Source organism: Alteromonas sp. MTD1 (genome assembly GCF_042848195.1).
Lineage (GTDB): Bacteria > Pseudomonadota > Gammaproteobacteria > Enterobacterales > Alteromonadaceae > Alteromonas.
The window spans coordinates 142,466-168,986 of record NZ_BTGG01000001.1; the positions used below are offsets into that span (position 1 = coordinate 142,466).

Annotated in this window: 20 protein-coding genes; 13 read left to right on the forward strand and 7 right to left on the reverse strand. The window is 42.8% G+C overall.

Annotated features, from left to right (window positions below; translation table 11 throughout):
- The first annotated feature begins 115 nt into the window (after positions 1-115).
- Positions 116-667 (forward strand): DUF2058 domain-containing protein, encoded by a 552-nt coding sequence (locus ACGHAV_RS00605; RefSeq protein WP_390375025.1) that lies wholly within the window; start codon positions 116-118, stop codon positions 665-667.
- A gap of 17 nt (positions 668-684) precedes the next feature.
- Positions 685-1,242 (forward strand): GNAT family N-acetyltransferase, encoded by a 558-nt coding sequence (locus ACGHAV_RS00610; protein ID WP_390375028.1) that lies wholly within the window; start codon positions 685-687, stop codon positions 1,240-1,242.
- Positions 1,243-1,316: 74 nt separating this feature from the next.
- Here ACGHAV_RS00610 and ACGHAV_RS00615 read toward each other — a convergent pair whose 3' ends face one another.
- The gene (locus tag ACGHAV_RS00615; RefSeq protein WP_334015176.1) at positions 1,317-1,781 is read right to left on the reverse strand and encodes a hypothetical protein; all 465 of its coding nucleotides are present in this window, start codon (positions 1,779-1,781) and stop codon (positions 1,317-1,319) included.
- 427 nt (positions 1,782-2,208) lie between these two features.
- Here ACGHAV_RS00615 and ACGHAV_RS00620 point away from each other — a divergent pair, with 427 nt between their 5' ends.
- The 3 genes from ACGHAV_RS00620 to ACGHAV_RS00630 all read left to right on the forward strand — a co-directional run bounded on the left by ACGHAV_RS00620 (position 2,209) and on the right by ACGHAV_RS00630 (position 5,385).
- A complete protein-coding gene (locus tag ACGHAV_RS00620; RefSeq protein WP_390375031.1) occupies positions 2,209-3,510 on the forward strand; it encodes a GGDEF domain-containing protein in 1,302 nt (433 codons plus the stop codon).
- Between the two features lie 347 nt (positions 3,511-3,857).
- Entirely contained in the window at positions 3,858-4,475 is a 618-nt protein-coding gene (locus tag ACGHAV_RS00625; protein ID WP_390375034.1) for a peptidoglycan DD-metalloendopeptidase family protein, read from the forward strand.
- Between the two features lie 220 nt (positions 4,476-4,695).
- Positions 4,696-5,385: a response regulator transcription factor gene (locus tag ACGHAV_RS00630; protein WP_390375037.1), complete on the forward strand. Its 690-nt coding sequence runs from the start codon at positions 4,696-4,698 to the stop codon at positions 5,383-5,385.
- Here ACGHAV_RS00630 and ACGHAV_RS00635 read toward each other — a convergent pair.
- On the reverse strand, positions 5,374-6,546 hold the full coding sequence (locus ACGHAV_RS00635; RefSeq protein WP_390375040.1) for an AMP-binding protein: 1,173 nt from the start codon (positions 6,544-6,546) through the stop codon (positions 5,374-5,376). The genes ACGHAV_RS00630 and ACGHAV_RS00635 overlap by 12 nt on opposite strands.
- Before the next feature lie 164 nt (positions 6,547-6,710).
- On the opposite strand from ACGHAV_RS00635, the gene ACGHAV_RS00640 reads away from it, so the two are divergent.
- The 5 genes from ACGHAV_RS00640 (at position 6,711) to ACGHAV_RS00660 (ending at position 13,106) form a co-directional block, all read left to right on the forward strand.
- Positions 6,711-7,448 carry a hypothetical protein gene (locus ACGHAV_RS00640; RefSeq protein WP_390375043.1) on the forward strand — a complete coding sequence of 246 codons (738 nt, stop codon included), beginning with the start codon at positions 6,711-6,713 and terminating at the stop codon, positions 7,446-7,448.
- 17 nt (positions 7,449-7,465) lie between these two features.
- Positions 7,466-7,813, forward strand: coding sequence for a PAS domain-containing protein (locus ACGHAV_RS00645; protein WP_390375046.1), 348 nt, complete (start codon positions 7,466-7,468; stop codon positions 7,811-7,813).
- Positions 7,814-7,877: 64 nt separating this feature from the next.
- Positions 7,878-9,164 carry a methyl-accepting chemotaxis protein gene (locus ACGHAV_RS00650; RefSeq protein ID WP_390375049.1) on the forward strand — a complete coding sequence of 429 codons (1,287 nt, stop codon included), beginning with the start codon at positions 7,878-7,880 and terminating at the stop codon, positions 9,162-9,164.
- Between the two features lie 26 nt (positions 9,165-9,190).
- The gene (locus ACGHAV_RS00655; protein ID WP_390375051.1) at positions 9,191-10,858 is read left to right on the forward strand and encodes an aromatic amino acid ammonia-lyase; all 1,668 of its coding nucleotides are present in this window, start codon (positions 9,191-9,193) and stop codon (positions 10,856-10,858) included.
- Between the two features lie 10 nt (positions 10,859-10,868).
- The gene (locus ACGHAV_RS00660; RefSeq protein ID WP_390375054.1) at positions 10,869-13,106 is read left to right on the forward strand and encodes an ATP-binding protein; all 2,238 of its coding nucleotides are present in this window, start codon (positions 10,869-10,871) and stop codon (positions 13,104-13,106) included.
- Between the two features lie 184 nt (positions 13,107-13,290).
- Here the strand turns inward: ACGHAV_RS00660 and ACGHAV_RS00665 are convergent, their stop codons facing one another.
- Positions 13,291-15,876 (reverse strand): ExeM/NucH family extracellular endonuclease, encoded by a 2,586-nt coding sequence (locus ACGHAV_RS00665; protein WP_390375057.1) that lies wholly within the window; start codon positions 15,874-15,876, stop codon positions 13,291-13,293.
- 573 nt (positions 15,877-16,449) lie between these two features.
- On the opposite strand from ACGHAV_RS00665, the gene ACGHAV_RS00670 reads away from it, so the two are divergent.
- A complete protein-coding gene (locus tag ACGHAV_RS00670) occupies positions 16,450-16,902 on the forward strand; it encodes a GNAT family N-acetyltransferase (RefSeq protein WP_390375061.1) in 453 nt (150 codons plus the stop codon).
- Positions 16,903-17,105: 203 nt separating this feature from the next.
- On the opposite strand, the gene ACGHAV_RS00675 is transcribed toward ACGHAV_RS00670, so the two are convergent.
- The 4 genes from ACGHAV_RS00675 to rne form a co-directional block, all read right to left on the reverse strand.
- Positions 17,106-17,795 (reverse strand): response regulator transcription factor, encoded by a 690-nt coding sequence (locus ACGHAV_RS00675; RefSeq protein ID WP_390375064.1) that lies wholly within the window; start codon positions 17,793-17,795, stop codon positions 17,106-17,108.
- 58 nt (positions 17,796-17,853) lie between these two features.
- Entirely contained in the window at positions 17,854-19,413 is a 1,560-nt protein-coding gene (locus ACGHAV_RS00680) for an ATP-binding protein (RefSeq protein ID WP_390375067.1), read from the reverse strand.
- Positions 19,414-19,524: 111 nt separating this feature from the next.
- On the reverse strand, positions 19,525-20,598 hold the full coding sequence (locus tag ACGHAV_RS00685) for an oxidoreductase family protein (RefSeq protein WP_390375070.1): 1,074 nt from the start codon (positions 20,596-20,598) through the stop codon (positions 19,525-19,527).
- 123 nt (positions 20,599-20,721) lie between these two features.
- Positions 20,722-24,057 carry a ribonuclease E gene (gene rne / locus ACGHAV_RS00690; protein ID WP_390375073.1) on the reverse strand — a complete coding sequence of 1,112 codons (3,336 nt, stop codon included), beginning with the start codon at positions 24,055-24,057 and terminating at the stop codon, positions 20,722-20,724.
- 804 nt (positions 24,058-24,861) lie between these two features.
- Here rne and rluC point away from each other — a divergent pair.
- Together rluC and ACGHAV_RS00700 are read left to right on the forward strand one after the other, a co-directional pair.
- Complete coding sequence (rluC, locus tag ACGHAV_RS00695) at positions 24,862-25,803, forward strand: 23S rRNA pseudouridine(955/2504/2580) synthase RluC (protein ID WP_390375076.1); 942 nt, start codon at positions 24,862-24,864, stop codon at positions 25,801-25,803.
- Between the two features lie 2 nt (positions 25,804-25,805).
- The gene (locus ACGHAV_RS00700) at positions 25,806-26,495 is read left to right on the forward strand and encodes an HAD family hydrolase (RefSeq protein WP_390375079.1); all 690 of its coding nucleotides are present in this window, start codon (positions 25,806-25,808) and stop codon (positions 26,493-26,495) included.
- Positions 26,496-26,521: the final 26 nt, after the last annotated feature.

Genomic DNA, 26,521 nt, shown 5'->3' on the forward strand with positions numbered 1-26,521 from the left:
TAATCTTAAAGCCCGATTTTTTTCGGGCTTTTTGCTTTCAATCAAACCTTTTTTTCCCTTTAGCAAACACGTTACAATACGCGAAAACGTAATTCAGATAGTAGAGATAAAAACTATGGCCTCATTACAGGACCAACTACTAAAAGCTGGCTTGGCCGATAAGTCGTCTGCCAAGCAAGCGCGTGCCGATAAAAGAAAAAAACAAAAGCAAAAAAACAAGCAAAAACAGCCTGTTGTTGACGAGGCAACATTAGCGGCTCAGCAAGCGGCTGAAGAAAAGAAAGCCCGCTCTCGAGAGCTTAATCAACTACAGCAACAAGAGCGTGAGAAGCGTTCAATAGCTGCACAAGTGCGTCAGCTAATAACAGTTAATAAGCAAGAGCGTAAGGGCGATACCGTACTTAACTTCACACACGACAACGTAGTAAAACGTATGTATGTGAGTGAAGAAATGCACAAACAAGTTACAAAAGGGCGCCTTACAGTTGTGTTGCTAGATGATGCATACGAACTTGTTCCCACCCCTGTAGCCGACAAAATTGCTCAACGCGATGAGTCGTCAATTGTGTATCGTGCCGACTTAGATAAGAGCGGCAATGATGGCGTGGATGAGAACGAAGAAGACTGGTACGCCGATTATGAAATTCCGGATGATTTAACCTGGTAACCTTTTAAGTATTAAGCATGGAAAGTATTACGCTGAAGGAATTGGAGAAAGAAGGTGTAACTTACAAACTAGTTACGCCTTCTTTGCGTTATGAGCAAAGTTTTCGAACCTATATCACTGAACTTAAAGATGAAGAGCGCTACCCATTCGTTTTAGATTTAGATGCTAGTAATTTCACTGCCTATTTAAAACGCTTAAACGAATTTAAACAGGGTATTGATATTCCCGAAGGCTATGTTGAAAGCTCAACGTTTTGGTTGGTCTGCGAAAACACATTACTTGGTGTGAGCAACCTTCGCCACCGATTAAATGAACAGATAGCCCATGTTGGCGGGCATGTTGGGCTTGGCATTCGACCAAGCGCTAGAGGTAAGGGGCTTAGTACTTTGCTTCTACGTTGGACCTGTGAGATTGCAAAGACACAAGGTATCGGAGAATCGCCCAATAAAACACTGCACGTGCATTGTTACTCTCAAAATGAAGCATCTAAGCGAATGATTGAGTCTTCAGGTGGTGTCCTTAATTCGACCACTTTAAGCGGTCAGAACGACGTATCTCGCTATAACATCAATTAGCTATTTGAGTGCCATAGCGTAATTGTGGGGCACTTTTCCTATTGAAAGTGTGAGCTGCTAGTTACAATTTACACTTAGAAAGAAAAACCAATAGCGAACCCCGCGACTAAAGCGCTTTTGTGATTACGATGATAATCGTAATGCAATTGTGGTGAAAACGTAAAGCCAGACATTTCCATTTCATAGAGTGCACCAACGCGTACGACTTCCATCTTATGGCTTCCATGGAATTCTACGCCGGGTCCAATCTGAACGATGGCTGCGTTAGTAATATGCAGGTCCGCAACGAGTATAAGCGTATAGGCGTCGAAGTCTTCGCCTGCGTATTCAGCAACCACACCGACACCTAGAAAGTCGTTTACTCTGTATTCATAATCGATGCCTACAGTAAATGCATTCCCCCATGTTCTTGTATAGGTTGTACCGAGTAACGCAGATAAATGATGAGGCGTGTCCTGCCAATGATGCTCTTCTTTGTCCTTGGCGAAACTAGTGTTTGCTGAGAATAATGCGATGAAAACAACAGACCAAATACGCATAACATCGACCACTTTGTTAGTTGTGACAACCTAGAACACGTTCTAGCACTAACTAAACGTTAGTGTAGTCTCGCGGAATGTGCGTAATTTGAGCGAGTAAACTTTAGTTTAGTTTTTCTATAGGCCGTTGAAATATAAATTTATTTTTGTGTCACTCGTTGGATATATTTTTGCAATATGACACTTGAAGATATATTTGAAGAGAAGCGAAATTGTCGATGAAGAGCACCTGGAAAGTGGTTTGTGGTGTAAATGATAAATACGCCAATTCAAGCTTAGCTAGTGCGAAAAAACACTGGGATTTAGATGGAGATAAATATTCAACGTTCAGTCAACATATCAATGAATAAGAAAGTTTAAATATTTAATTTAATAATATTAAGCTATATTTTCTGATGTATTTAGATATTCGTCAGGAAGCTTAGTTATGGTGAGCCTTTTGTCGCTTCCGTTGTTTATCACGTCAAGCCTGAGTCTGCTCCTTGCTGCGTTTTTTACATTACTTTATGTCCGCATTACGCGTTTTCATCAAGAGGCAGTAAAAAATTACATCATCTTCGCAATATCAGCGTTAAGCAATTCCTTATTCTTTGGGGCGTTTGCAATATTTCTCAATTCCGCTGAATTTCCTATTGTGCTAAACATAACCAACCGTATAACGGTTATATCAGCTATGTTCAGCTTTTTGTTAAGCCTGCATTTTTATCTTGCTTTCTTTAATTACCGAGCTCCTATTTTTTTGAGGTGGAGCTACTGCATATGTGTAGTTTTTTCATTTTTCGCTCTCTTCCCAAACGCCTATTTTTTAGATAGTGCCCTCTTTAGTACGTCAAAATATTACACCGGACTTGTTTATGGTCCTCTCTTTGAGCTGTGGGGCGGATGGGTTCTCATTCTTTCTGGGTACAGTGTCTTTGTCATTATAAAGGTTTTTCAACGACAGCGGCAGCGTGGAAAGGTTGGAAGCGGAACCGTATTGTTGCTATTAATAGCAAATATCGTATGGCTCATCACCGGTGTTTTGGACATGCTTACCGGGCTACAATTTATAGATATTCCACCGCTGACATGGGCTGGGTCTTTTTTCGTTATATGTTGTATTGCTTGGTTGTTGATTAAAGATATTGATGGCCTTTATGAAGCTAAAAGAAATTTGAATACTCAACTAATGTTTGACCATGTTACCAACGCGTGTTCCCGTAGCTATCTCGATGTTCGCATGACGGAAAGTTTTAATCTCTTGCTTCGTGGACAGCTCTCTTCGGTCGCAGTATGCGTATTCGACATCGACTATTTTAAGGAAGTTAATGATACTTATGGACACGAAACAGGAGACACGGTGCTCGCTGGCATCACCAAGGTTGTAAAGGGAGCTATCAGGACTTCAGACTGCATTGCGCGGTTAGGCGGAGATGAGTTTGTAATTTTGATTAATAACCACGATGCTCATAACGATGTGCCTAAGCTCATGGAGCGTATAAGGGCACAGATACTCGATACTGAGTACGAAGTGAAAGGAAGAAAATTTCAAGTTTCTTGCTCTTTTGGGGTAGCGGAAGTGTTGTCCACATTTGATGACACTGGCATTGACGACGTGCCGAGCTTCATTTTGGCAAAGGCTGACGATGCGCTGTACCATGTCAAACGAAACGGAAGAAATAGTATTGCATGTGTTTCCGTTTTGTCAGCAAACAGCTGTAATGATATTGAGTTACTCTCGAGTTTCTAGGTAGGTTCAACCTTGACAATACCTTATCTGATTGACTCTTGCGTCAGTATCAGCACTTATGCTTACGCTGTCACACGTGAAGTTCTGGATTGCACAGGCAAGTTTATGACAGATCATAAATTCTTTTTTCGTCGGCGGTGTAAGAGCTTGTAGTTACAACTCAGTGATATTTGATTTTACTAACGCTAAGGTGCAATAAAAATCACATACCCGTAACATTGCTAGAATAGAAATTACAGGGCTATTGAAGTTTTGATGAGTCGACGTCGCAAAGATTTAACCTCGACGTTTCGAACGTTTCTTCAATATAGGTATTAGTTAAGAAACGAAAATATACTAGGAATATTATGAGTAGTTTAGATAAACGACTTTTTGAAAAAAGGGAGTTTGCTCGTGTTGTGCATCTACCTTCTGACTATCATGTATTTGACTTGTCATCTGGGCCAATGGTGATGCCTGAAGGACAGGAATATGCCGTAGGTAAATACAATGAATTACGACCTGATATATATAACGCTGAACAATTTAAAAATACAGATAACCCTGAATTAATACGAAATATTCACATTGGTGTTGATATTTTTGGGCCTAGAAATACGCCCATTCATAGTTTTGATGATGGTGTGGTTTTTTCTCGCGAGTATAACCACCTCGAGCTTGACTATGGCTACACCCTCATCGTCGAGTACCAGATCGAGGGGAACAAATTCTACGCGCTTTACGGACATTTAAGTAAAGATTCCTTTGAACATAATCCTCCGGGTAAGGCAATTTCGAAAGGTGAAGAGTTTGCTTGGATGGGTGATGTGCATGAAAATGGTGGGTGGACACCACATCTTCATTTACAGCTTTGTTCGGAGCAGCCTGATGTTTGCGATATGCCGGGTGTTGTTTGCCAACAGGACATTACCAAAATGTTAGAGCGCTACCCTGATCCAAGGCTCGTTTTAGGTAATCTTTACTAGTCCGTTAGAGAGTTCCATACAGCAACTGTATATAACCACAACGACGTGTCTCGCCACCTTATAAGCGATTTCATTATTTTTTTCATGTGGTAGCTGAAGCATAAATACATAGCGCCACTGCGAACAAACTCATGCAAATTTCAGGTGTTTATTAGAAAAGTATAATCTTTTATTCTACACCTATAAGTAACATTAAATTTCAGTTGTTACATAAATATACATGCAGTCAATTTTATATGTGGAAGACGATTATCAACTAGGCGATGTTGTGCAGGCCTATCTCGATGCGAATGGATATAGGGTTATGCATTGTAAAGATGCAAATACTGCACTTATGGAGGTGAAACGTGCTGAGTATCATTGCGTCGTTTTGGATCTTACTCTTCCCGATGAAGACGGTCTGGTCGTGCTCAGGAAAATCAAAGGGTTTAGTGATATTCCGATTATCGTGTGCTCAGCACGCGGGGCTGTCGAAGATCGCGTTTCTGGATTAGAGTTCGGCGCTGACGATTACTTACCAAAACCTTTTTCTTCAAAAGAGCTTTTATTGAGGATAAAAAAACTCATCGAACGATGGTCATTTTCACAACCCAAGCAAGAAATACTTAAGGTTGGAAGTTATTCACTAGATATTAATAGAAAAGCATTGATTTCTGACGATGACGATATCAGCCTTACTATTGGCGAGTATGTGTTACTTGCTCTTTTAGCTAAAAATCCAGGCAAGGTGTATTCTCGTGAACAGATTATCGATAGTATTACGGGCGTTAACGGCCCCGAGAGCACAAGGGCGGTAGATATATGTATATCCCGCCTTCGGAAAAAAATTGAAAGTGAACCCAAACGACCAAAACTAATAAAAACGTCAGTAGGTTTTGGTTACTATTTGGAAAATCGTTCAACTTGTTAAAGTATGTTCCCAGTCAGATATCTTACCCATCTCATTGAGCGGCAATCCGGCGCCAAATGTCACGTATTGCCTTGAAATAATTCGATTAAAGCGTTGATTAATAAACTCAAGTACGCGAGCTTTATTTGCTGAGCTGGACAGTACAATAAAGAGTTTGAGTGCTTTGTTATTTTTTTCGTCAACGACTCTGATTACAGCTTCTTCAACGTCAGAAAGCTCTCCTAATTCACGCGTTATTTCATTGGGGCAAACGTTGTAGCCGTTTACTTGAATTTTATCATCTTTGCGGCCTACTACCTGAAAGTGTTCGTTAGATTGAAATGTTAACTTATCTTGTAGCTCAACTTTTTCGCCACCTTTAAATATGGATTTGTCATCAGAGCTAAGTCCATTTCGAAATGTATAGTGTTTTCGTTTTCCACAACGATAGCCTATACCTCCGGTTTCAGTTGAGCCGTATATTTGTATGGCAGATCTAAAATGCCAGCCATCCAGCGTGCTTAAAGTAATGAAATCAAGAGGGGCTGTAGACAAAATGAGATGGCTGTTTTTTCTTGATTCACTAGGTAGACGTTCTAGCAAGGGCAGTAATGCAGGTACGCCGATTACAAGAGACGCATTTTCAATTCTAGTTTTGTGAACTAACGCGCTTTCCAATCGACATGAAGGGAGGTTTAGCATTTTGGGTAACAGTACGCCCCAAATAAAACCGTAAATATGCTTCAAAGGCACGGTGCAATAGATATGAGTTACCAATGGAATTATTTGCACCCAACTTTCAACTTCTTGCTGAAGCGACTTAAGCGAATGAGTAATTTTCTTTGGTTTTGATTCGCTGCCTGATGTGCAAAATGTTATCGCCGCATCCGGGCAATTCAAAGCGTCAATGCACAGATTTATGCAAGCCTTTAAATTGGGGCGAGACAGAACGGCGTTTATCTTTGTTTCATCATTTATATTAAAAAACTCGCAGATGTAGCTTAGAGCCTGATAGGTAGCCAATGAGTCGAGCAGCCATTTATTTCTATCATCCACTTTTTGGGCAAAGCTTATAACTTCTGCCTTATCCATATGACGATATTCACAAGAAATTACAATCAACTCTAATACTAGTGCTTCAATATTTTTATCGTTTTGTCCCCAAACATAATTTGCTTCCATGGTAGTGCCCTCTAGTTAACCAGTTGATGACAGTATAGAGGAGAAAATTGCGCACAAATTGCACTGAAACAACTTTGAAACACTCCGGATACCGGTCTGAAAAAACCGTTAGCCATGCTGTGATAGCTGAAAACATTATTGGCTTTCTATCAAAGGAAATAACGATGAACGAAGAGCAGCTTTTAGAGTTTTTATACATTGCACCGGTGGCATTGATTAAGTTTGATGATGCTGGAAACGTAAAAATGGCTAACCCAAGAGTAGCGCAACTGTTTAATCGTTATGCGCCCGGTGGTTACTTCGCCAATTTTTTCCATTTTTTAGATGATGAACTTCCGTCGTTAAAGGAAGCAATAACAAACTACGATGCGGAACACGGTCAAATAATGGAGAACCAGCGTTTCTGCATGAAAGCACCTGCCAGTCATGACGGCGAAGCAAATGAAGAATTGTGGATGGATGTCACTGTTGTTCGTCAGGACAAGGAAGATTTTATTGCGTCATTAAACAATGTAACCAACCAAGTAAAAGTTGAATCAGAGCGCTTTATAGCAGAGCAAAAACTTTCCAAGGTTTTTGAATCTGTTAAGCAGCATGTCATCTTTACTATAACGTCGTCGGGTATTATCGACAGCTGGAACACCACAGGTGAAACATACATTGCCAAGCGCGCCGCAGCTATCGGCAAAGTGCTGTCCCAACTTCTTCCTATTTCTATTGCAAAAAATGCAGAACTACTTAGTACCGCGCAAGAGGTAGGCACGGTAACAAGCGCTCTATCTTTTAAAGACTTATCAAATGTAACGCATGATGCAGAGATCTGCATTTCATCAATTCAAGACCAAAGGGGCTCGCATCGCGGATTCTCTGTGGTATTGACTTTTGGCTCACAGCCTCACTAACGCAAACGGAGATAACTATGAACTTCTCGAGTGTAACAATTGATCAGTTGAACGCAGCCAGCACACCTAACCTTAATGCGGCTAATTTTGGTGTCGTGAAAATGTCTCACGATGGAAAGGTGACTGACTACAATGACAACCAAGAGCAGCATACTGGTATGTCTAAAGGCGCAGTAATGGGAAAACACTTTTTTACACAGGTTGCCCCTTGTACCAACAACTTTATGGTGGCGCAGAAATTTGAAAATGAAAATAGTCTGGATACCAAAATACCGTATACGTTTACTCTCAAAATGGCACCTACGCCTGTAACACTCAGGTTGCTCAAAGATAATCAAAATCAGTATTTATTGTGTGACTGGTAAGTTTGTAAGGGCGCTGTAATAGCGCCCTCCACCCATTCGGAAGGCGATGGACCAGGAGGTTGCAATGTCAAAAATTTATAGAATTCTCATCTCGTCGTTTATTACATTTGTAGCACTTACAATAGGTTGTATCTTGTTTGCTATAGGGAATGACCTTTTTGGCTTTGTCTTATGTGGAACGAGCGCCATATCATTGGCGATTTCAGGTTGGCTACATTATTCACAAGTAGTGAAACCTATTGCTCACCTCAATACCTTGATAGAAAAAAATATCGACGGCTTTAATACCATCTGTAAGCAGCGTGGCTTCAACATCAATGATGATTGCGTCATTGAGAGAATAACGGAGTTACTTAGAGAGGCGAACAGAGATAAAACAGAGATCTTACAAGCCTATAATGCAGACCACAGCATCGTAGAAAAAGTGAATAGAGAAATGGAAACTATGGTGATGTACAACGACCATGTGGTAGCCATAGATGAAGAGCATTCTTTCGACCCAGAGGCTGTAAGAGGGGCGTTTGAACAGTCTGAAAATGCTGCAGACTATGCCACGAGTACGTTTGAACAAATTTACATGTCGATTAATAACTTAGGTGCAAGTTACACCAGTATTAACGACAACTCAGCGGCACTTAAACAAAGTACAGCAGAAAGCGTGGCTCTGGTTGAAAACACAAGAGAAAGCATCAGCGATTTAGCTGAAAAGGCAAGTGAGATAACAGAAGTCACAAATTCTATAGCCGACATTGCGCGAATGACACAACTATTGGCTCTCAACGCGTCTATTGAGGCCGCTCGTGCGGGTGAATTAGGAAGAGGGTTTGCGGTGGTTGCTGATGAGGTAAAAAAATTAGCAGAGCAAACCGATTTAGCTACGGTAAAAATTTCAGAAATCTCAGCTTCTATTCTACAAAGTAGCGCAGATTCTGCTACGTCGATGGTGTCGATAGATGAAAAAATTAACAGCGTCAGTAGTACGCTTTTCTCAGTGGTCGACACTGTTGAAAGTCAGTGGAGCGATGTACAAATGCTTCTTGGACAAATGGGGCAGACGGCAGGCACTGTAAGTGGATTGAAAGGCATCTTACAGGCCTCCTCAGCAGAACTTGAGTCACATTTTATCATGCTCGATGGACTTTATAACTTCGCGCGTGAAAGTGCATCATCGGTTAGAAACTTGCGAGATATTCTTGGGCTTGATGCTCAATTAAGTGACGTTGAGGTGGAGTCAAATAACGAATGTGAAGTAGGCGTTAATGATGAAGAAACTGATATTACGCCTGAGCATTTAGGTGTGGTTGAAACAAGTGATGAGCCGGAGCTCGATAGCGTGGCTAACCCTGCCTGAAGATAAAGAGCTGAGAGGTAACGATTATGTCAAATCTAGCGAAAGACCATTTTATCAACCAAGAGCACCAGGCTGAACCATTGTTTCTAGATGGGAGTTCGATGTCACTTACTAGTTTTGAACGTTTTGTGGGAGGTGACGTCCACGCCAGAGTATCGCCACACTTAGATGACAACTTCTTTAATAAAAGTATAAGTGTGTTGGACGAACTACTCTCTGAAGGGCGCAAGATTTATGGTGTTAACACACTTTTTGGCGGCATGGCAAATCAAGAAGCAGTGTGTGAAGAGCTGCTTCAGGAAGAGTTAATCTTATCCCACTTGAGCGGCGTGGGAGCGCCACTAGCCGATGAAGATGTAAAAGGGGCAATGCTTTTGCGTGCCAACTCACTATGTCACGGTGTATCCGGGATAAGAAAAGCAATTGTGGACAGGTATCTATTTCTCGCGAATAACGATTGCCTTCCACTTGTACACGAGTATGGCTCAATAGGTGCCAGTGGAGATCTCATCCCACTTTCGGCCATGGCTGGTGCAGCGTGCGGTATATCTGAAACAACTAAATTGAAACATAACGGCGAGTACAGGAACGCAAAAGCCGTACTTAAGACATTGGGCCTAACCCCCTTTACGCTTAAACCCAAAGAGGGGTTGGCATTAATTAATGGTACGTCTGTACTTACTTCTATTGCAGCCAATAATTGTATAAGAATATCGCACGCTTTCTCACTTCATATGCATATTCAGATTCTGATTGCAGAGGTTATGCAGTGCGACATAAACCCGTTTAATGCATTTATTCACAAATATCGCCCACATCCAGGCCAAGTTTTAGTCGCATCCATATTGCGCGAAGCGCTAGAAAGCTCTGCGTTAATCCACTCTCAGAAGCAGGTTGAGAAAGGTTTTTCTAATGATGAACTTATTCAAGATAGATATTCGCTGCGCTGCATGCCGCAGTATCTTGGTGCAATAATTGAAGAGCTATTCGTTATAGAGCGTACCATTAAAATAGAAATGAACGGTGCAACTGATAACCCGCTTATAAATGCAGACTACCGCACCCATTTACATGGTGGTAACTTTCTTGGTCAGCATGTAGGGATGTCGATGGATAAACAAAGAAGTTGTGTTGCGCTTCTAGCGAAGCATAATGAGGCGCAGCTATGCTTATTGGTAGAGTCGTCGTTTAGCAAAGGGCTACCACCTTCTCTGATTGATGAAACTGGAATTGGACGACATGTCGGCATAAAGCCGCTTCAAATACTCAGCAATTCCCTTACTCCTTTACTCGAGCATAAAGCGAATCCGCTATGCACACATTTCCCTGTTCACGCAGAACAGTTTAATCAAAATTTGAATTCTCAAGCTTATGGTTCAGCACAACTAACACGTGAAAGTATTCAGATATTTCAAAAACAGTTAGCAGTGATGTGTATCGCAGCAGCACAAGCTGCAACATTACGGGCAAAGCAAAAAGGTAAGTCGATAAACGCACTATATTCGCATCATTCTCAAAATCTACTACAGTCAATAGGGAGCGTACTCGGCTGTGATCTATCGGGAAAGACTGCTCTAATATCAACGACTTCTAATGGGCAGTACAGCAACTGGCTAACGGCGTTAACTTCTGCCATAGAACAAAACAAGCTCCCGTGTGCAAAAGACATTGGATGGGGAGACATTAATCTATAGGTAACGATTAATGCACGAAACGGATAAGTTCTCGGCGCTACTTTCAAATGAGAATGTAGGGCAAATGATGTGTTTTATAAATCCTTCTCTTGACTACATCAGAGTGGGAGACCAGCTTTTTGCGATTGATGACTCAGTCGGTTTAATGCGCAGAATAAAACATACCGTTTATTGGTGTATAAAGCATTTTAGCGGACATCAGTACGAGCAAATACTCTTTGGAGAAGTAGACGCGCCAGAGCTTATTCACTCACGACATTTTGCGTTTTCCTTAAATGATAAAGGCATAATGCTTGCCATCTCCTCCCTCTATGATTATTCAGAGCGTGTCATTACTGGTCATTTTGAACATACCCTGTTTAATAGTATTTCTGACGCAGTAGTGCTTACTGAAGCCGACGTTATTAACAACCCTGGTCCTCGAATTGTTTTTTGTAACCAAGCTTTCTTAAATATGACCGGTTATAAGAAAAATGAAGTTCTTGGTCGTTCTCCTCGGTTTCTACAGGGAGGGAGTCCAGACCGTGACGTTACTTCAAGCATACGTTCCTCGCTGTCAAAGTGGGACACTTTTAAAAAAACATTAACCAATTACACAAAACAGGGAAGTCCGTTTGAAGTTGAATTACACATTTCACCGGTGAAAGATGTAACAGGTTGGTACTCACACTGGATAAGCGTGCAGCGTGACGTATCAGGACATAAACAAGTTCTAGATTATATTCATAAGAGCAATATGATCTTTCAAACCTCAAACATTGGATGTTGGTATTTCAATATTCATCACGATTACCTGTTTTGGGATGAAAAAACTGCCAATATCCACTTTGAATCTGGCGATAATGCAGTAAGTGGAATTGATGAATGGATGGAACTCATTTGTGAAGAGCATGCAGAGCGATTCAATATAAACGTAATAAGGGCAATTTCTGGTGAAGCCCCGCTGGATTATGAGTACGAAATAAAAAGTGAGAACGGTAAACATCGCTGGGTGAGAGTAAAAGCGGAGTTAACAAATGTAGGGGGGGATGTCCACAAGTCCCTCGCAGGTATTTGCTTTGACATAACCGACGAAAAATTATCATTGCAAGCAATTGAAAGTCATAGGAAGGTTGCAGAGAGAAAAGCAAAGCTCGCTCTGTTGGGAGAGGTCGCTGCTGGTGTTGGGCATGAAATTAACAACCCCTTGTCTGTAGTCACTACATCAATTGATTTACTCGAATTAGACCTAATGCGTGGAATAACGACGCCTGCGCATTTTGAAAATATTACTACTCGGATGAAAGATGCATGCACGCGAATTGCGAAGATAGTTGATGGTTTGCGAAGCGTAACATCGGTTACCCGTGAACATATAAATCTTGAAACTATTGGATTAGTTGATTGTATTCAAGAAACAGTCGAAATGCTGACAAAGCTGTATTCAAAAGACGGCATTAATGTATCACTCCACGTTGAAGGTGAAAAAAGGGAATATGGCATATTGGCAGACTGGTCCGGAATTCAGCAAATTATTGTAAACCTGCTTTCCAACGCGAGACATGCTGTACTAAACAGCGATAACCACATAAAAGACATAAATATTATTCTCACTTCAAAGCCACAATATTGTCAGCTAGACGTTGAAGATAACGGCATTGGTATTAGTGAAAAGTTAAAGGAAAAAATCTTTGAGCCATTTACTACTAACAAGATAGTGGGGGAAGGCACTGGATTAGGACTTTCAATCTCTAAAAACCTTATCGAAAGTTTTGGCGGTTCGATAAGTTTTTCATCTCAACCCGGAAGAACGTGCTTTACGTGTCATTTTATCAGGAGCGCTATTGACTATAAGCAAGACAAACAGCACATAGTAGCGTGCACTACAGAGAAAGTTTTACTTGTAGAAGATGATTATTCTGTTGGTACTAGTATCGTTAACTTGATTGAAGCAATGGGGGGGAACTGTACGTTTGTAGATAACGGCGCCGACGCCCTGCGCATCTTATCAGAGGATGACGATAAGTTTGATGTCATATTGACAGATATTAAAATGCCTATTCTTGATGGCTTGCATCTACTGCAGTCTATAAAGCATCGAAACCTCGCCCCTAGTGCTAGAAAATACATCATGACAGGTGATGTATTTTCAATTAACGAGGATAGTGCGAATCGGATTTCTACACTAGCAAAAGGGATTTTAAAAAAGCCATTAACTCGAGCAGATATTGCACAGGTATTCACGGGTATCGATAAACCCTTTAATTAGCAAAGAACAACTTATTCGCTGAGTATTGAGCACAGCTCAGACTTAACCCGATTCCTAAATAAAGCGCTTCTGGTATTAACGCATAGTTAGATTCTCGACTATTAATAAAAAAGCTGCCCTTACGAGGGCAGCTTTTTTGTGGAATAAGCACACTAAGTGTTCGTGTGCTTGATACTTTTACTTCTTATTTTTTAGCAGTACTAGCGCGACGACGAAAGCCAACCACTGCAGCTAGCAGAGCAAGAATTCCTCCCATTGCTCCACCCGAGCTATCGTCACTTGGCACGTCATCCTCTTCAACAACGTCAGCTTGTAAATCGAAGGTAGCAATGAATGGGTCGTGGTCTGAGCTTCTAAACGGCCCCACGTCAGTAAAGGCATAGCCGTCTTCATCTGCGTAAAAACGAAGCGCTTGGTCGTATTGCAGCTGGTAGGCTTCAACTGAGTTGATATTCCAGTGTGTACCGTCAATGGCGTCTGCAAGCATGGCGTCACTTGCCAATACGTGATCTAAACTACCTACCTGCTGAGTACCATGGAACCAATATGAAAAACCTTCTGCATCGAATTCTTCAGCTAAGTTGTGATAGCCAAAACCAGAACCGATTTCCACTGATGAACCTTCGTCCATACCTGTGTTAATCGCTGTTGTGATGGTGTAGCCGCGAGACTCTGGCGAGTAGTCAGTAAGCACAGCTACAGGATCTTCAGCACTGTAAGCGTTTAAGTCGCCCAAGATAATCTTGCGCTCCGGTAACGTTTCATCGTTTAACGCATTGCCAAGCGTAATAGCAGCTGATACACGAAGGGCATTACAGCTACCTTGAATAGTAGTGATCTCTGAAGGTGACTCTGCAGCGTCTTCAGCGCATTTACCACCCTTGGATTTAAAGTGATTTACCGCAACAAGAAACGATTTACCGCTTTCAATGTGTACAAACGATTGAAGAAGGCTTGGACGCATGCGTGCCAATCTATCTTCTTCAAGCTGCTGTTCTGGCATGGCCACAACTATAGCATCATTTTCTGGCGTTACTACTGAAGCCTTGAACAACAAGCCAACGGTAATGGCATCTGTTCCAATTTCACTGTTATCACTGGTTGCAATAAATGAGTACTGCTCTGTTTCACCAAGTTCAGCATTGATAGCATTAACAAGAGATTGAATTGCACTATCTTCACCGAAACCATCGTTTTCGATTTCCATTAAACCGACAACATCGGCATTTAGGTTAACGATTGCTTCAACAATACGGCCTTGTTGCAAATCGAAGGCTGCAGCATTACGTGCACCACGATTGCCATCAAAATCGAATGTCACCTCACCATTTGTATCTACTTCGCCATTAAAGTAGTTAAGGACGTTGAACGTTGCAATTGATAGGTTGCCCTCTGTAACAACAGGGTTAGCTTCACGAGTAGAGGTTACTTCAATAATGTCGCTAGGGTTAATTCTGAAAGTACCAAAACTGTAGTTTAACGGGCCAGATGCAGAAACAGAATCACCAATACGGATAGCGTTGGCATAGCTAAAATTAGGGAAATAATTTAGTGCGTCTGGGTATTGAGAGCTGCTGTTGTCTTCAATTGTCAGAAGGCTAGTCTCGCTCGCTTCTTCAGCCGCCACGTACGCCTCAGAAAGTGGAGCTGCTACGTCGCTTGGTTGACGTTTAATAGTATCGCTAACAACTACTTCACCAAAACGCCACAGATTGTTTGTGCTTGTTACCGTTGCATCTGTAACACTCACAACCATGCCTTCAACCGTTTCTAGGTCAAGCTGATAGGGCATAGAGAGCTCAACTGCCGATACGGCGTCTGCGGTGCCACAATCAAGTGCAGCTACATCACTGTCCATAGCAAGAGTTGTCATACCGTAGTTTTCTTCTACTTCACCATAAAGGCGCACAGCATTACCGGTCTCAACTTCAACGCTACCTTGTACGAAAAGGCCTTCAGAGGTGGAGTCGTCTGCATCGTAATCTGATGTTTCTTCCTGTACGAAGAAGCCGCCTGCACGAGTGCCCGTAACGATAGCCTCGATAATAACATTGTTGCCAACTTCAGCAGAGCTGCTTTCGTTGCCTTGAATAGCGCTTATGAGTGTGGCGTCATCACCACATACGCCAAGCTCTACAACAGGCTCCTCAGGAACTTCTACTACCTCACCACCACCTTCGGTGGTAAACGTGCCTGTTGGGAAGGGCGTTGTTGCGCCTGCGTTTGTGCTCGAACCATCAAGTGCGTTAACACCACTGTACGTCCAGTTAGACGCATCGAAACTGCCACCATTTGCAGTTTGACCTGACGTGCGATACGCCCAACCGTCGAGGTATTCCCATGCGGTACCGCTTCCGTCTGTGTTGATGTCGCCAAAGGTGTCAATAACGTTGCCATCTTTAAATAGCTCAACTGCGTCATCGCCATTAATACCCATTGATGATGTATCGTAATCTGGGGCTGAACCGAAGAATGCAGTAAAGCCATCAATTTCCGATGCCACATAAATATAGGTGCCAGCGGTTGCAGAAGTACCAGCCGGGAAAGTGAACTCTTCACCGTCAGTGCCGCCACCGTTGTTTGCAGAACCAAGACCATAGGTAGATAAATCTGCTATGTCGTTGACCACGAAAAGTTCAACCGCTTTTGGAACACCCCCACTTAACGGGCCATCAATAACACCACTGATAACTAAATCGTTAGCTTGGATTGCAGTTGAAGAAAGTGCAGCGATAATTCCTGCAGATAATACAGTTAATGATGTTTTCACGTCATTTTCCCTTTGTAGTTTTCATTATTTTCATTCACATCATTATCACTACTGCCTTTGCACTAATGGCAAAACAGTGTGTAAGTGTGAAGCGCAATTTTTCGCATTGCCATGATCACATTAAAGGGGTTTTTAACGGATAGATATTCCTTAACCTTATTCAAGCTGTTTTTTGAATATGCTTTATATTTCAATCGCTTGCATTTGATAGGTAAGTTTACTTAAACCTTTAACTCCTAATAGAAGCAATTAAAGGTATTAAGTAATGTTATTGGCTACGTTCGTGCATCTGTTCGTTTTTTTCGGCGCAGTCATGAGCTATTGTTAATTATCAACTACTTGTTCTATATTGCTTTTCAGCAATTTCTTATATCGTCTTCCTGAATCTTTTTTATTATTCCCCAATAACGTTTAACTACTTCTAAAGGGGTTTAAAAATTTTTTGAACTAGTCCATGTGTAAAAGGGTAGAAGTGTTCAGCTGTGTTTTAACTAAAACAAAACTTGAATTAAGCAATAGCTTTGGCAATATCCCATACTCTTTGTAGTACTAATATTTTAAGTGTGGGCAAGCATGATTTCTTGGCAGGCAAAGCAATTTAAAGAGTTAACGACAAATGAGCTTTTCGAGCTGTTGAAGCTGCGTGTGGACGTGTTTGTTGTGGAGCAAAACTGTGCATACCCAGAATTGGACGAGAAAGATCGTCACGCCGAATCTCGACATCTTATGGGTTTTAAAGGCGACACTCTTGTGGCGTGCGCGCGCTTACTTGCCCCAGGTGTAAGTTACCCCTCTGCAAGCATAGGGCGTGTGGCCACGAAAGAAGACCACCGCGGAAGTGGTATGGGAAAACTATTAATGGCTGAGGCAATTTCTCATTGCGAAAGCATTTGGCCAACACATGCCATTGAAATAGGCGCACAAGAGTATCTAAAGCGGTTTTACGAAGGGTTTGGTTTTGTGAGTAAATCGCAGATGTACTTAGAGGACGGTATTCCTCATATCGATATGAAACGCGCAGTTTAATGCTGTGTTAATGTTCCTTTAATGTAGGTGACAAGTCATAGCCAGTTTAAGTGCGTAGTATTTCAAGCGGTTACCGAGATGCTACCCAGTGTGTTCCTTCGTGTTGGGTCCAAAGGTACAGTGCTTCAGACACTCCTTGCTAATGTACTGTAACAACTTTGAATTAGCATATATTATTTTGCACCTAACGCACGACGCCCAGGCTAATTGCTAGTCTGGGCTTTTTTTGTACTTAGTCGGTAACCATTACCTCTCAACGTTTCAATGGCTATATCATCTGCGCTACTCAGCTTTTGGCGGAGTCGGCTAATATAGACATCGACAACATTGGTAAGTGGATCGCTGTGGCTGCGCCAAACACGGCTTAAAATACGCTCGCGTGACAATACTTTTTCAGCGTTTTCTGCAAAATAATAAAGCATGTCATACTCAAGCTTGGTCAGTGTAAGCTCTTCATTGTTCAGCATGGCAATTCGAGACTCCTCGTCAATTTTCAAAGGGCCTATTTGTAACGTCGGAGCTTCAACCATTACATTGGCACGCCTGCTCAATGCAGTTATACGCGCCAATAATTCATCAAAATCAAAAGGTTTACAAAGATAGTCGTCAGCACCTAACTTTAAACCGTGAACCCGTTCTTTTACTTCGTCTACGGCGGTAAGTAAAAGCACCATAGGTGCGTTAGGCATAGCTTTAATTGTCGAAAGTAGTTCTACGCTATCCTCGTCACCAAACATGCGGTCGAGCACAGCAATAGCCGGTGCTTCTTGTTTTATACGAGTAACAAGGTTATGTAACGCACTTTCTTCCACACATTCATAGCCTTCTGCACTTAACCCTCTGGATAAAAATCGCAATAAAGGGGCTTCATCGTCGGCAATCAGGATTTTCATTACTTGTGTCTCTTCTTTAAAATTTTTTCAATAACTATAAAAGGGTATTTCTTTTTGTTTATTCACTGTCTGGCGATGCTTTAATAGCAAGCATAAATTCAGAGCCTTTTCCTAAGGTGGAGCGTGCTTCAAGCTTTCCGCCATGGGCCTCAGCAATGGCTTTAGCAATGGATAGCCCAAGCCCCATTCCATCACCTTTTCGTTTAAGTCGTACAAAGCGTTCAAATACGTGCTCTAGGTCGCCAGATGAAATACCATCGCCAATATCGATAACAGAAAGCGTAACCCAGTCGTTATTTGAACTCACTTTTAGCGTAATAGGCTGTCCTTCGTGAGAATACTTGTGCGCATTTTCAATAAGAATAGTGAGAGTTTGTAAAAGGCGTCCTTCATCGATAAATACATGCACGTTGCGATTCACTGCCCATTCAAGTTTAAATTCTCTGGGCTTAGTGACTTTTTGCCATGTTGAGGTTTGCTGTTCTAACAGGCTTTGCAGATTTGTTTTTGAAAGGTCGAGCGTAAACTCGTGCATTTCTGCACGCGCTAAAAGCAATAGGTCATCAACAAGTTTGCTTAGGTTAATGGCTTGTTCTAGCACCGTTTCTAACGTCTCTTGGTAAATTTCGTTAGTTGCTGAACGCTGTCTTAACGTTACCTGTGCTTCGCCGCGTATAATGGTTAGCGGTGTTCTTAGCTCGTGACTTACGTCTGCCATAAATTGGCGTCGTTTAGCATCAATTTGCGTGAGTTTACTGTTGGCCTCTTTGAGCGCTCGTGTTCTAGTTTCTACTTCAAACTCAAGTTGTTTTCTGTAGGCATCGGCTTTGTCTTCGTGTTCAGCCAGCCTTGTGATCATAGAATTTAACGCCTTCACTAAGTCGGTAAACTCATCGTCCAAGGTCTCTGGAAGCCGGTAGTCATAATTGCCTGATGCAATGGCATCTGTGCCTGTTCTTATTACCGTTAAAGGTTGATAAAGAGAGTTAAACAGCCAATAACAGCCAAGCAAAATAAACGGGCAGGTGATAATGCCAAGGCAAATAGTAAACCACACAATACTGGTATTAAGGGTTTCAATACTTGCGTTAATCCCCGACACCACGCGGGTTTGACGAGTTACTGCCGAGTTAATTGCTTCTCTAAACTGATTATCAATCGTCGATTCAAGCAACGTTTGCAAACGTTGTTGTTCATACAGTGGTGCTGAATCGTTACTTTGCGCAATGGCTCTAAACTCGTTTACAATCTCGGCAATTAATGCCTCAAGCTCGTCAGTATCTTCTACGCTGCCTTGTGTAGCTTCAATACCAAGCGCTTCGCGTTGGGCAAGTTCGAACTGTTTTATACGCACAAGAGATTGTTGTATTTGCTGTTGCTTGTTTCGAACTTTGGCCTGATTAGCATTTTTGCCAAAAATAAGCTCATCGGTTAACTGTTTAAACAGGCGGTACGAGATACTAGAGAGCTGCTGGTGCTCTGAAAGAAGCGATTGTGCAAGCTGACTTTGTTTAAGGTTTGCCCGCGTTAGATGAGCAGAAACGGCTGCGCTGGCAAGAGCAATAAGTAGAATAAAAGTGGATAGCAGACCAAATAGGTATAACTTGCGTTTGTACATAAACATTACGTAACGGCATAAAGAATATATTAAATACGTGTAATGCCGGCGAAAAGTGCACGTTATGCAACTCTTTGTACTTGGAATTGTGTAAGTTTCTACACTGTCGCATTACATTTGTGCAAGTGCGGTAGCAGTTTGCTCTTGAAGTAAGCGGTCTATTTTCCAATGCCCGGGGCTCCAACCCGATAAAAATCGGTGAAAATCAGCGCAAGCAAAACTAAATAACCCACGCCATTGTCTTTCGATTTCCGCTATTTCGTTTTCAGAGAATACCGAAACTGGGTAGGGCGTTGGCGTTGAAGGGGACTGGTTTTCCAATTGCGTGTTACGGGTGCGAAGTGCGTTTTTCAATGTTTCAAAGTATATCGTTAATAGGTGTGTCAAATAGGTTGTTTGTTCATCGGTTGTTAGTGCGCTGCCCAAAAAGTAAGCCACATCTTTTATGCCTACACCATAACCAACATATTGAAAATCGACGGCAGCGCAGTTTTCAAAATTCTCGGTAAAGCAGAAGTTGGCAACCTTTGCATCACCATGCACGAGTGTTTGATAACTACAATTATTCAACGCTTTATCTAGTTCGTGCGCTTTATGTTTTAGTTCGCAGTCGGGCATGGCAGCAAGTTCATCCATTCTTGTTGCTAAGTGCCAATAGGTGCCTTGTTGCCACACTTCTACCTCATTTTTGTGTATTGCATCACGCTTAACAAGAAATTGCGCATGAAAGGCAGCTAGCCATTGCAGTACGGTTTCAGATTGCGTAATAGACAGTGACGATGCGCAATGAGAAAAACCAATGGTTGCTAGGTCTTCCATAACAAGCATTGTGTTTCCGTTTTTAGATTCGCTAGCCACATGCTTTGGCACATAGCATTGTGGTGAAGTAAGTGGCTGTAGGTATTTATAAAATGCCTTCTCTATAATAAAAGACTGCAACTTACGCTGGTGACCTGTGTTGTTATTCCATCCTCTAGGATGGCTAGTGGCATTGGCTGGGCTGGCACACTTTACTACCACAGCGGTAGGCAGCTTAAGCTGTGATGTTTGTGCAGAAGAGTGTTCTAATGTTGCTCTAAAACATTCTCCGTAACCACTCCACAACGTTTGAATTAACGTTGTAGACGTTACGTTTACGTTGCATAGCCTCTTAAGCCAGTCTATATGCTGCTGTTGAACACGCATTGAATAACTCCTACTTACGCCCCGTACAGTTCACTGGATATACTGACGGATCATGCCCAAATAAAAAAGCCGCTGTTAAGCGGCTTTTCAAGTTTTGGCGTTTTTTTAGCGTTACTTTGGCTTTTAGCTATCTACACTTGTCGGAAGTGTAGTTGGCGCCGACGCTTTCGACGTAGCTTTAGCAATAGCAGCTGTTTTACCTGATACTACTAAAGCAGGTCGAGCTTCATCGCTTTTGGCAGTAAGCGCAACATCAACAAACGTATCGTTAACTTCAACTGGCAGAGCCATAGGGTGTGAAGCGCGACGTTTGCCTTTACCGCTTGCTGCAAGCGCTGAGTTAATATCACCAGCAGGTGTTGCAAAAGTCTGTGCAGAAGTCTTTTCAGTAGCAGGCGCTTCTGAAATGCCATCTTCTTTAACTTCTTGCTGTGTTGCCGTGTCTTCTGCCTTTACAGCTTCTTCCGATGCTTGTTCAGATAAGTTAATCTCAACTTGCTCTGGCTTCACATCGTTTTGCGATGATGCCTCGGTTTCCACTTCAGGTGCTGTATTTACATCTTCATTAGCAGGTACATCAGCAGCGCTTTCTACATCTGGCTGAGCTGTAACGTCATCTGAGCTTTCATCACTGGTGCTTTCGCTTGAATCGCTCTCAGGAGCATCAAATTGAAGCTCATCTTGAACAACTTCAACGTTAGCTGCTTTCGGCGCTACCTTCTTAGCTACTTGCTCGGCTTCTTTCTCAGCAGCTTCTTTAGCAGGTGCTGCTTCAAGCTTGCCCGGTTCAGTTGCCTGAGTTTCTTCAACAACAGGAGCATTGTTGCTAGACGTTGTATTGTCTACCTCTTTACTTTCTCCTGTCGCAGGTTCAAGTAGCCCTGGTTGCTCTGCTTGAGTTTGCGCAACGTCGGCGCTGTCACCCTGTTGTGCTTCTTTCTTACGGCGTTGGCCTGCAGCTCTTACGTGACGTGGAGAACGACGCGAGCGACCGCGACCTTCACGCTTTTGACCGTTTTCGTCATCAGCTTTCGCTGCGTCATCGTTAGCATCTGTAGCATCAGCAACGTCTGCGTTAGTTGTGTTAATAGCAGAAGACTCAACTGAGGTAACGTCTGCCTCTTTCACATTAGCTTCTGTAGCATTTTGTACATCAGCTGTTTGTGCAGGTGCTTCGTTTGCTTCAACTACATTTGTAGCATCAGGTTTAGTAGCTTTGTTTTCTGCTGCCTTTTCTACTGCAACTTCGGTTTTTACGTTGTTTTGATCTTCAGGCTTTGACGCTTCTTGCGCTTGGCCTTTCTGAACCTCTTTTTTCGCTTCCGAAGCCTTTGGCTTTTGCTGCGGCTGCTCGGTTACAGTTTGACCGTTTTCGTCTTTCTTAACACGAACACTGCGACGTTTGTCACGACGTTTTCTACGCTCAGCAACCTCGCGTTTCTTCTGCGTTTGGTTTTCCTGCTGTTCGTTATCATTACTTTCGTGCTTTGGCTTTTGCTGTTCATCGCGTTGCTGTTGAGGCTTGTTACGCTGCTTACGGCCTCTGTTATTACGCTTGTCATCTTGCTCAGAACGTTGTTCGTTGCGTGACTTACGGTTGTCTTGCTGCTCACCGTCTTTACCTTGTGAAGACTGATTATTACGGCGATTGTTCTTATTGCGAGGCTTACGGCGACGGTCGTCGTTGTTGCGATTGCGTGCATTTTTGCCACGGTTATTAGACTGTTTCTTTTTGCTTTGCTTGTTGTCTTCTTCGCTTTCAGAGCTCAATAAGTCGCTAAACCACTTGCCAATTCGCGCAAACAGAGAAGGGCCATCTTCCGCCTGTACCTTTTCTTCTTTAGGCGCTACCACTGGTGCTGCTGTTGGTGCCACTAAACCTTTTAGTGCAGGCTCTTCACGCTTAACAGGTGCTGTAGTTGTGGTTTCTGTTTCTGCCTCAACTGCTGGCATCAATTCAACGTCATAACTTGCTTCTGATACCACGTCATCTGGACGACGACGAAGCACTTGGTAGTGAGGTGTATCAAGGTTTGCGTTAGGAATTAATAGTAAGTCAACACCGTGGCGTTTTTCTAGAAGCTGAATTGATTTACGCTTCTCGTTGAGAAGATAAGTTGCAACTGGCACTGGAAGCTGCGCTTCAATCTGCCCAGTGTTTTCTTTAATGCTCTCTTCTTCAAGAATACGAAGAATAGACAGTGCTAAAGACTCCGTACCGCGAATGGTGCCATGACCAGAACAGCGAGGGCATACAATGTGTGCAGACTCACCCAAAGAAGGTCTCAAGCGCTGGCGTGACATCTCAAGAAGACCAAAGCGAGAGATACGGCCTAGCTGAACGCGTGCACGGTCGCTTCTTACCGCGTCTTTCATTCTGTTTTCAACTTCGCGCTGGTGGCGAACAGGCGTCATGTCAATAAAGTCGATAACTACCAAGCCACCTAAGTCGCGTAAACGCAATTGACGTGCAATTTCGTCAGCAGCTTCAAGGTTGGTGTTGAGCGCAGTCTCTTCAATATCGCCACCTTTGGTAGCACGGGCAGAGTTGATATCAATAGAGGTAAGTGCTTCTGTAGGATCGATAACAATTGATCCACCCGATGGAAGACGAACTTCACGTTGGAACGCAGACTCAATCTGACTTTCAATTTGATAATGGCTGAACAAAGGCACTTCACCGCGGTATAATTTTACGCGGTTAGCAAAGTCTGGGCGCACTAGCTGAATGTGCTGAAGTGCTTGCTCATAAATGCTCGTTTTATCGATAAGGATTTCACCAATATCACGACGTAGATAGTCACGAATTGCACGAACAATGACGTTACTTTCTTGGTGAATTAAGAACGGCGCTTCGCGCTGTTCTGCAACCTCAGAAATGGCTTCCCAATGTTTAAGTAGAACTTTTAAATCCCACTCTAACTCTTCGTACGACTTCCCAACGCCCGCAGTACGAACAATCAAACCCATACCGTCAGGAAGGTCTAATTTGCTTAGTGACTCTTTAAGTTCTGTGCGCTCATCGCCTTCGATTCTGCGTGAGATTCCGCCTGCGCGAGGGTTGTTTGGCATCAATACAAGGTAACTACCTGCTAGCGATAAGAACGTAGTAAGTGCGGCGCCTTTCTGGCCACGTTCTTCTTTGTCGATTTGAACAATAACTTCTTGGCCTTCTTTAATCACATCTTTGATGTTTGGGCGGCCTTCGAATTTGTAACCTTTGGGGAAGTAGGTGCGGGCAATTTCTTTGAGGGGTAGGAAACCATGACGCTCTGCGCCGTAGTCAACAAAAGCAGCTTCTAAACTAGGTTCTACGCGGGTTATTTTGCCTTTGTAGATATTGGCTTTCTTTTGCTCGTGTCCTGGGCTTTCAATATCTAAATCGTACAGTCGCTGCCCATCAACAAGGGCAACACGCAACTCTTCTTGCTGAGTTGCATTAATTAACATTCTTTTCATTGTATCTAACTCTGTTTTAGTACAGCCGTTAAGACACAAAATTAAAGTGACATGTGCAAACCCTCACCGCGCAACCTCACGGCTGGACGGGGACCTTGTTGTAACGTCGCATTATCCTTGGTGGGTGACTTTGCTACTTAAACCAGCGCTTTGCTGATGATTGCTTAGTAAGCGCTTAGGCTGAGTATGCTGGCGCAATTACTGCTGCGCTCTAGTATACGAAAAGCCAATGTCACACTGCGTTTAGGATGTCGGGAGCGACAAGCCCTTGTTACTGTATTCATTGTTACAAACGAAACTATCTTTCGCTTGATTGTCATTTAATTCTGTTAGCTAAACGGCAAACTTATTTTATGTTCGCAAGCAGTGATTCAGCTTTATTACGGCAGTGTAGTCGTTGCCTCTCTAGCTCGGTCGGTATGAAAATGTTTTTCATTGCTGATGCCACCGACATCTAAATCACGCTTTTTTCATTTACAAGCATCTTACAACTAGCGCATAACCATGCGGGTTGTTTAATCGGTCTTGCTGTTTTTTCACGATGCAACTCACGTAACTGGCCTTTTGGTTTTTGTACCGTTCTTGGCCCTTATTGCTACCTGAAAATTTTCGTGTAAAAAACGGCGATAATTATGGCATCAAATACCGAATTTAAGCAAGGAGAGTCACGGAAATATTCAATAATAATTATTTTAAACCACGCAAAAACACAATGCTTGTTTAAAAAATGCCGCTAAACAATCATTTTTCCTCATTTTTAAACTTTATGTATATTGCGGAATTAGCATTGGGTATAATGCGCGCATGAAAGATGAAGCTCCCCAAAAAGTTCGTTTTGTAACGATAGAGGCCGACTTAGCAGGCCAAAGAATAGATAATTTTCTACGTACTCAGTTAAAAGGTGTACCGAAAAGTATGATTTACCGTATTTTGCGAAAAGGCGAAGTACGCGTAAATAAAGGCAGGGTAAAACCTGAATACAAGTTACAAGCTGACGATCTCGTAAGAATTCCGCCTGTAAGAGTGTCGGAAGGCGCCCCAGCACCTTCACCGAAACTAGCAAAAATTGCGGCGCTCGAGTCGCACATTTTGTTCGAAGACGACCGTATTCTGGTTATTAACAAACCTTCTGGTATGGCTGTTCACGGTGGTAGCGGTTTAAGTTTTGGCTTAATTGAAGGGCTTCGTGCACTTCGTCCTGATGCTAAGTTTATGGAACTGGTGCACCGGCTAGATAGAGACACCTCTGGCTGTATCCTTATCGCTAAAAAGCGCTCAGCGCTTCGTCATATGCACGAGCAGCTTCGCACAGGTAAAATGGACAAGCGTTATAATGCGCTGGTAGCGGGTGATTGGCCTGAAAACCGTTTTAAAGTGAAAGCGCCTTTGCGCAAGAATGTTTTGCAATCTGGCGAGCGAATGGTGAGTGTAAGTGACGATGGCAAACCCTCTGAAACGCGCTACCGTATTCTCGAACGATTCGATGGGGCAACGCTTGTGGAGGCTTCTCCGATTACAGGCCGAACGCATCAAATTCGAGTACACTGCCTCCATGCAGGGCATCCGATAGCCTGCGACCCAAAATATGGCGATACTGAATTCGATAGTGCAATGCAGGGCAAAGGGTTAAACAGGCTGTTTCTGCATGCACGTAGTATTTCATTACTTCATCCTGCAACTGAAGAGCGTGTTACCTTTTCGGCACCTCTTGATGACGCGCTGTCAAAAACCTTGAGCGCATTATAATTATGCAGTTAGGTCAAAATAGCGTTTTTGCGGCTAATAAATCACCCCGATACAAACTGGTTATATTTGATTGGGACGGCACGTTGATGGATTCTGCCGATAAAATTGTGAACTGCATGCAACTTGCAGCAAAGCAATGTGATATGCCAATACCCACTTATGAAGAAGTAGGGCATATTATTGGTATTAGCCTAAAGCCGGCGATTATGCAGCTCTTCTCGATTACTGACTCTGAACTTGGAGACCGTTTGGTTCAAGCCTATAAAGAGGCATTTGTTAGCGTTGATGTAACACCTTGCCCATTGTTTCCTGATGTTGAGAAACTACTTAGTAGTTTGAAAACTGCTGGCTGCACGCTAGCCGTTGCGACAGGCAAAGCACGAAGAGGGCTAGATCGGGCTTGGAAACAGACAAACACCGGAGCCTTTTTTAGTGCGTCACGTACCGCTGATGAAGCACAATCGAAACCATCGCCCGATATGTTATTGCAACTGCTCGATGAACTGGGGTTCGAAGCAAGCGATGCAGTAATGATTGGTGACACCACCTACGACATGCAAATGGCCAAAACTATTGGCATGGATAGAATAGGGGTGTCGTACGGTGTGCATGCTCAAGTGCACTTAGAAGCGCTAGAGCCAGTTGCGCTGGTCCACTCGATTAAAGAACTACAAGCAGCTCTATTTGATTAGTGCTGCAGGTATTTCGCTTGCCATGC

Excerpts from the sequence above, each read along its gene's own strand:
- ACGHAV_RS00610 (WP_390375028.1), top strand. The coding sequence starts at position 685 with ATGGAAAGTATTACGCTGAAGGAATTGGAGAAAGAAGGTGTAACTTAC.
- ACGHAV_RS00700 (WP_390375079.1), top strand. The coding sequence starts at position 25,806 with ATGCAGTTAGGTCAAAATAGCGTTTTTGCGGCTAATAAATCACCCCGA.
- ACGHAV_RS00625 (WP_390375034.1), top strand. The coding sequence starts at position 3,858 with ATGAGTAGTTTAGATAAACGACTTTTTGAAAAAAGGGAGTTTGCTCGT.
- ACGHAV_RS00605 (WP_390375025.1), top strand. The coding sequence starts at position 116 with ATGGCCTCATTACAGGACCAACTACTAAAAGCTGGCTTGGCCGATAAG.
- rne (WP_390375073.1), bottom strand. The coding sequence starts at position 24,057 with ATGAAAAGAATGTTAATTAATGCAACTCAGCAAGAAGAGTTGCGTGTT.
- ACGHAV_RS00630 (WP_390375037.1), top strand. The coding sequence starts at position 4,696 with ATGCAGTCAATTTTATATGTGGAAGACGATTATCAACTAGGCGATGTT.
- ACGHAV_RS00650 (WP_390375049.1), top strand. The coding sequence starts at position 7,878 with ATGTCAAAAATTTATAGAATTCTCATCTCGTCGTTTATTACATTTGTA.
- ACGHAV_RS00645 (WP_390375046.1), top strand. The coding sequence starts at position 7,466 with ATGAACTTCTCGAGTGTAACAATTGATCAGTTGAACGCAGCCAGCACA.
- ACGHAV_RS00660 (WP_390375054.1), top strand. The coding sequence starts at position 10,869 with ATGCACGAAACGGATAAGTTCTCGGCGCTACTTTCAAATGAGAATGTA.
- ACGHAV_RS00670 (WP_390375061.1), top strand. The coding sequence starts at position 16,450 with ATGATTTCTTGGCAGGCAAAGCAATTTAAAGAGTTAACGACAAATGAG.
- ACGHAV_RS00620 (WP_390375031.1), top strand. The coding sequence starts at position 2,209 with ATGGTGAGCCTTTTGTCGCTTCCGTTGTTTATCACGTCAAGCCTGAGT.
- ACGHAV_RS00635 (WP_390375040.1), bottom strand. The coding sequence starts at position 6,546 with ATGGAAGCAAATTATGTTTGGGGACAAAACGATAAAAATATTGAAGCA.
- ACGHAV_RS00685 (WP_390375070.1), bottom strand. The coding sequence starts at position 20,598 with ATGCGTGTTCAACAGCAGCATATAGACTGGCTTAAGAGGCTATGCAAC.
- rluC (WP_390375076.1), top strand. The coding sequence starts at position 24,862 with ATGAAAGATGAAGCTCCCCAAAAAGTTCGTTTTGTAACGATAGAGGCC.
- ACGHAV_RS00680 (WP_390375067.1), bottom strand. The coding sequence starts at position 19,413 with ATGTACAAACGCAAGTTATACCTATTTGGTCTGCTATCCACTTTTATT.
- ACGHAV_RS00675 (WP_390375064.1), bottom strand. The coding sequence starts at position 17,795 with ATGAAAATCCTGATTGCCGACGATGAAGCCCCTTTATTGCGATTTTTA.
- ACGHAV_RS00615 (WP_334015176.1), bottom strand. The coding sequence starts at position 1,781 with ATGCGTATTTGGTCTGTTGTTTTCATCGCATTATTCTCAGCAAACACT.
- ACGHAV_RS00640 (WP_390375043.1), top strand. The coding sequence starts at position 6,711 with ATGAACGAAGAGCAGCTTTTAGAGTTTTTATACATTGCACCGGTGGCA.
- ACGHAV_RS00655 (WP_390375051.1), top strand. The coding sequence starts at position 9,191 with ATGTCAAATCTAGCGAAAGACCATTTTATCAACCAAGAGCACCAGGCT.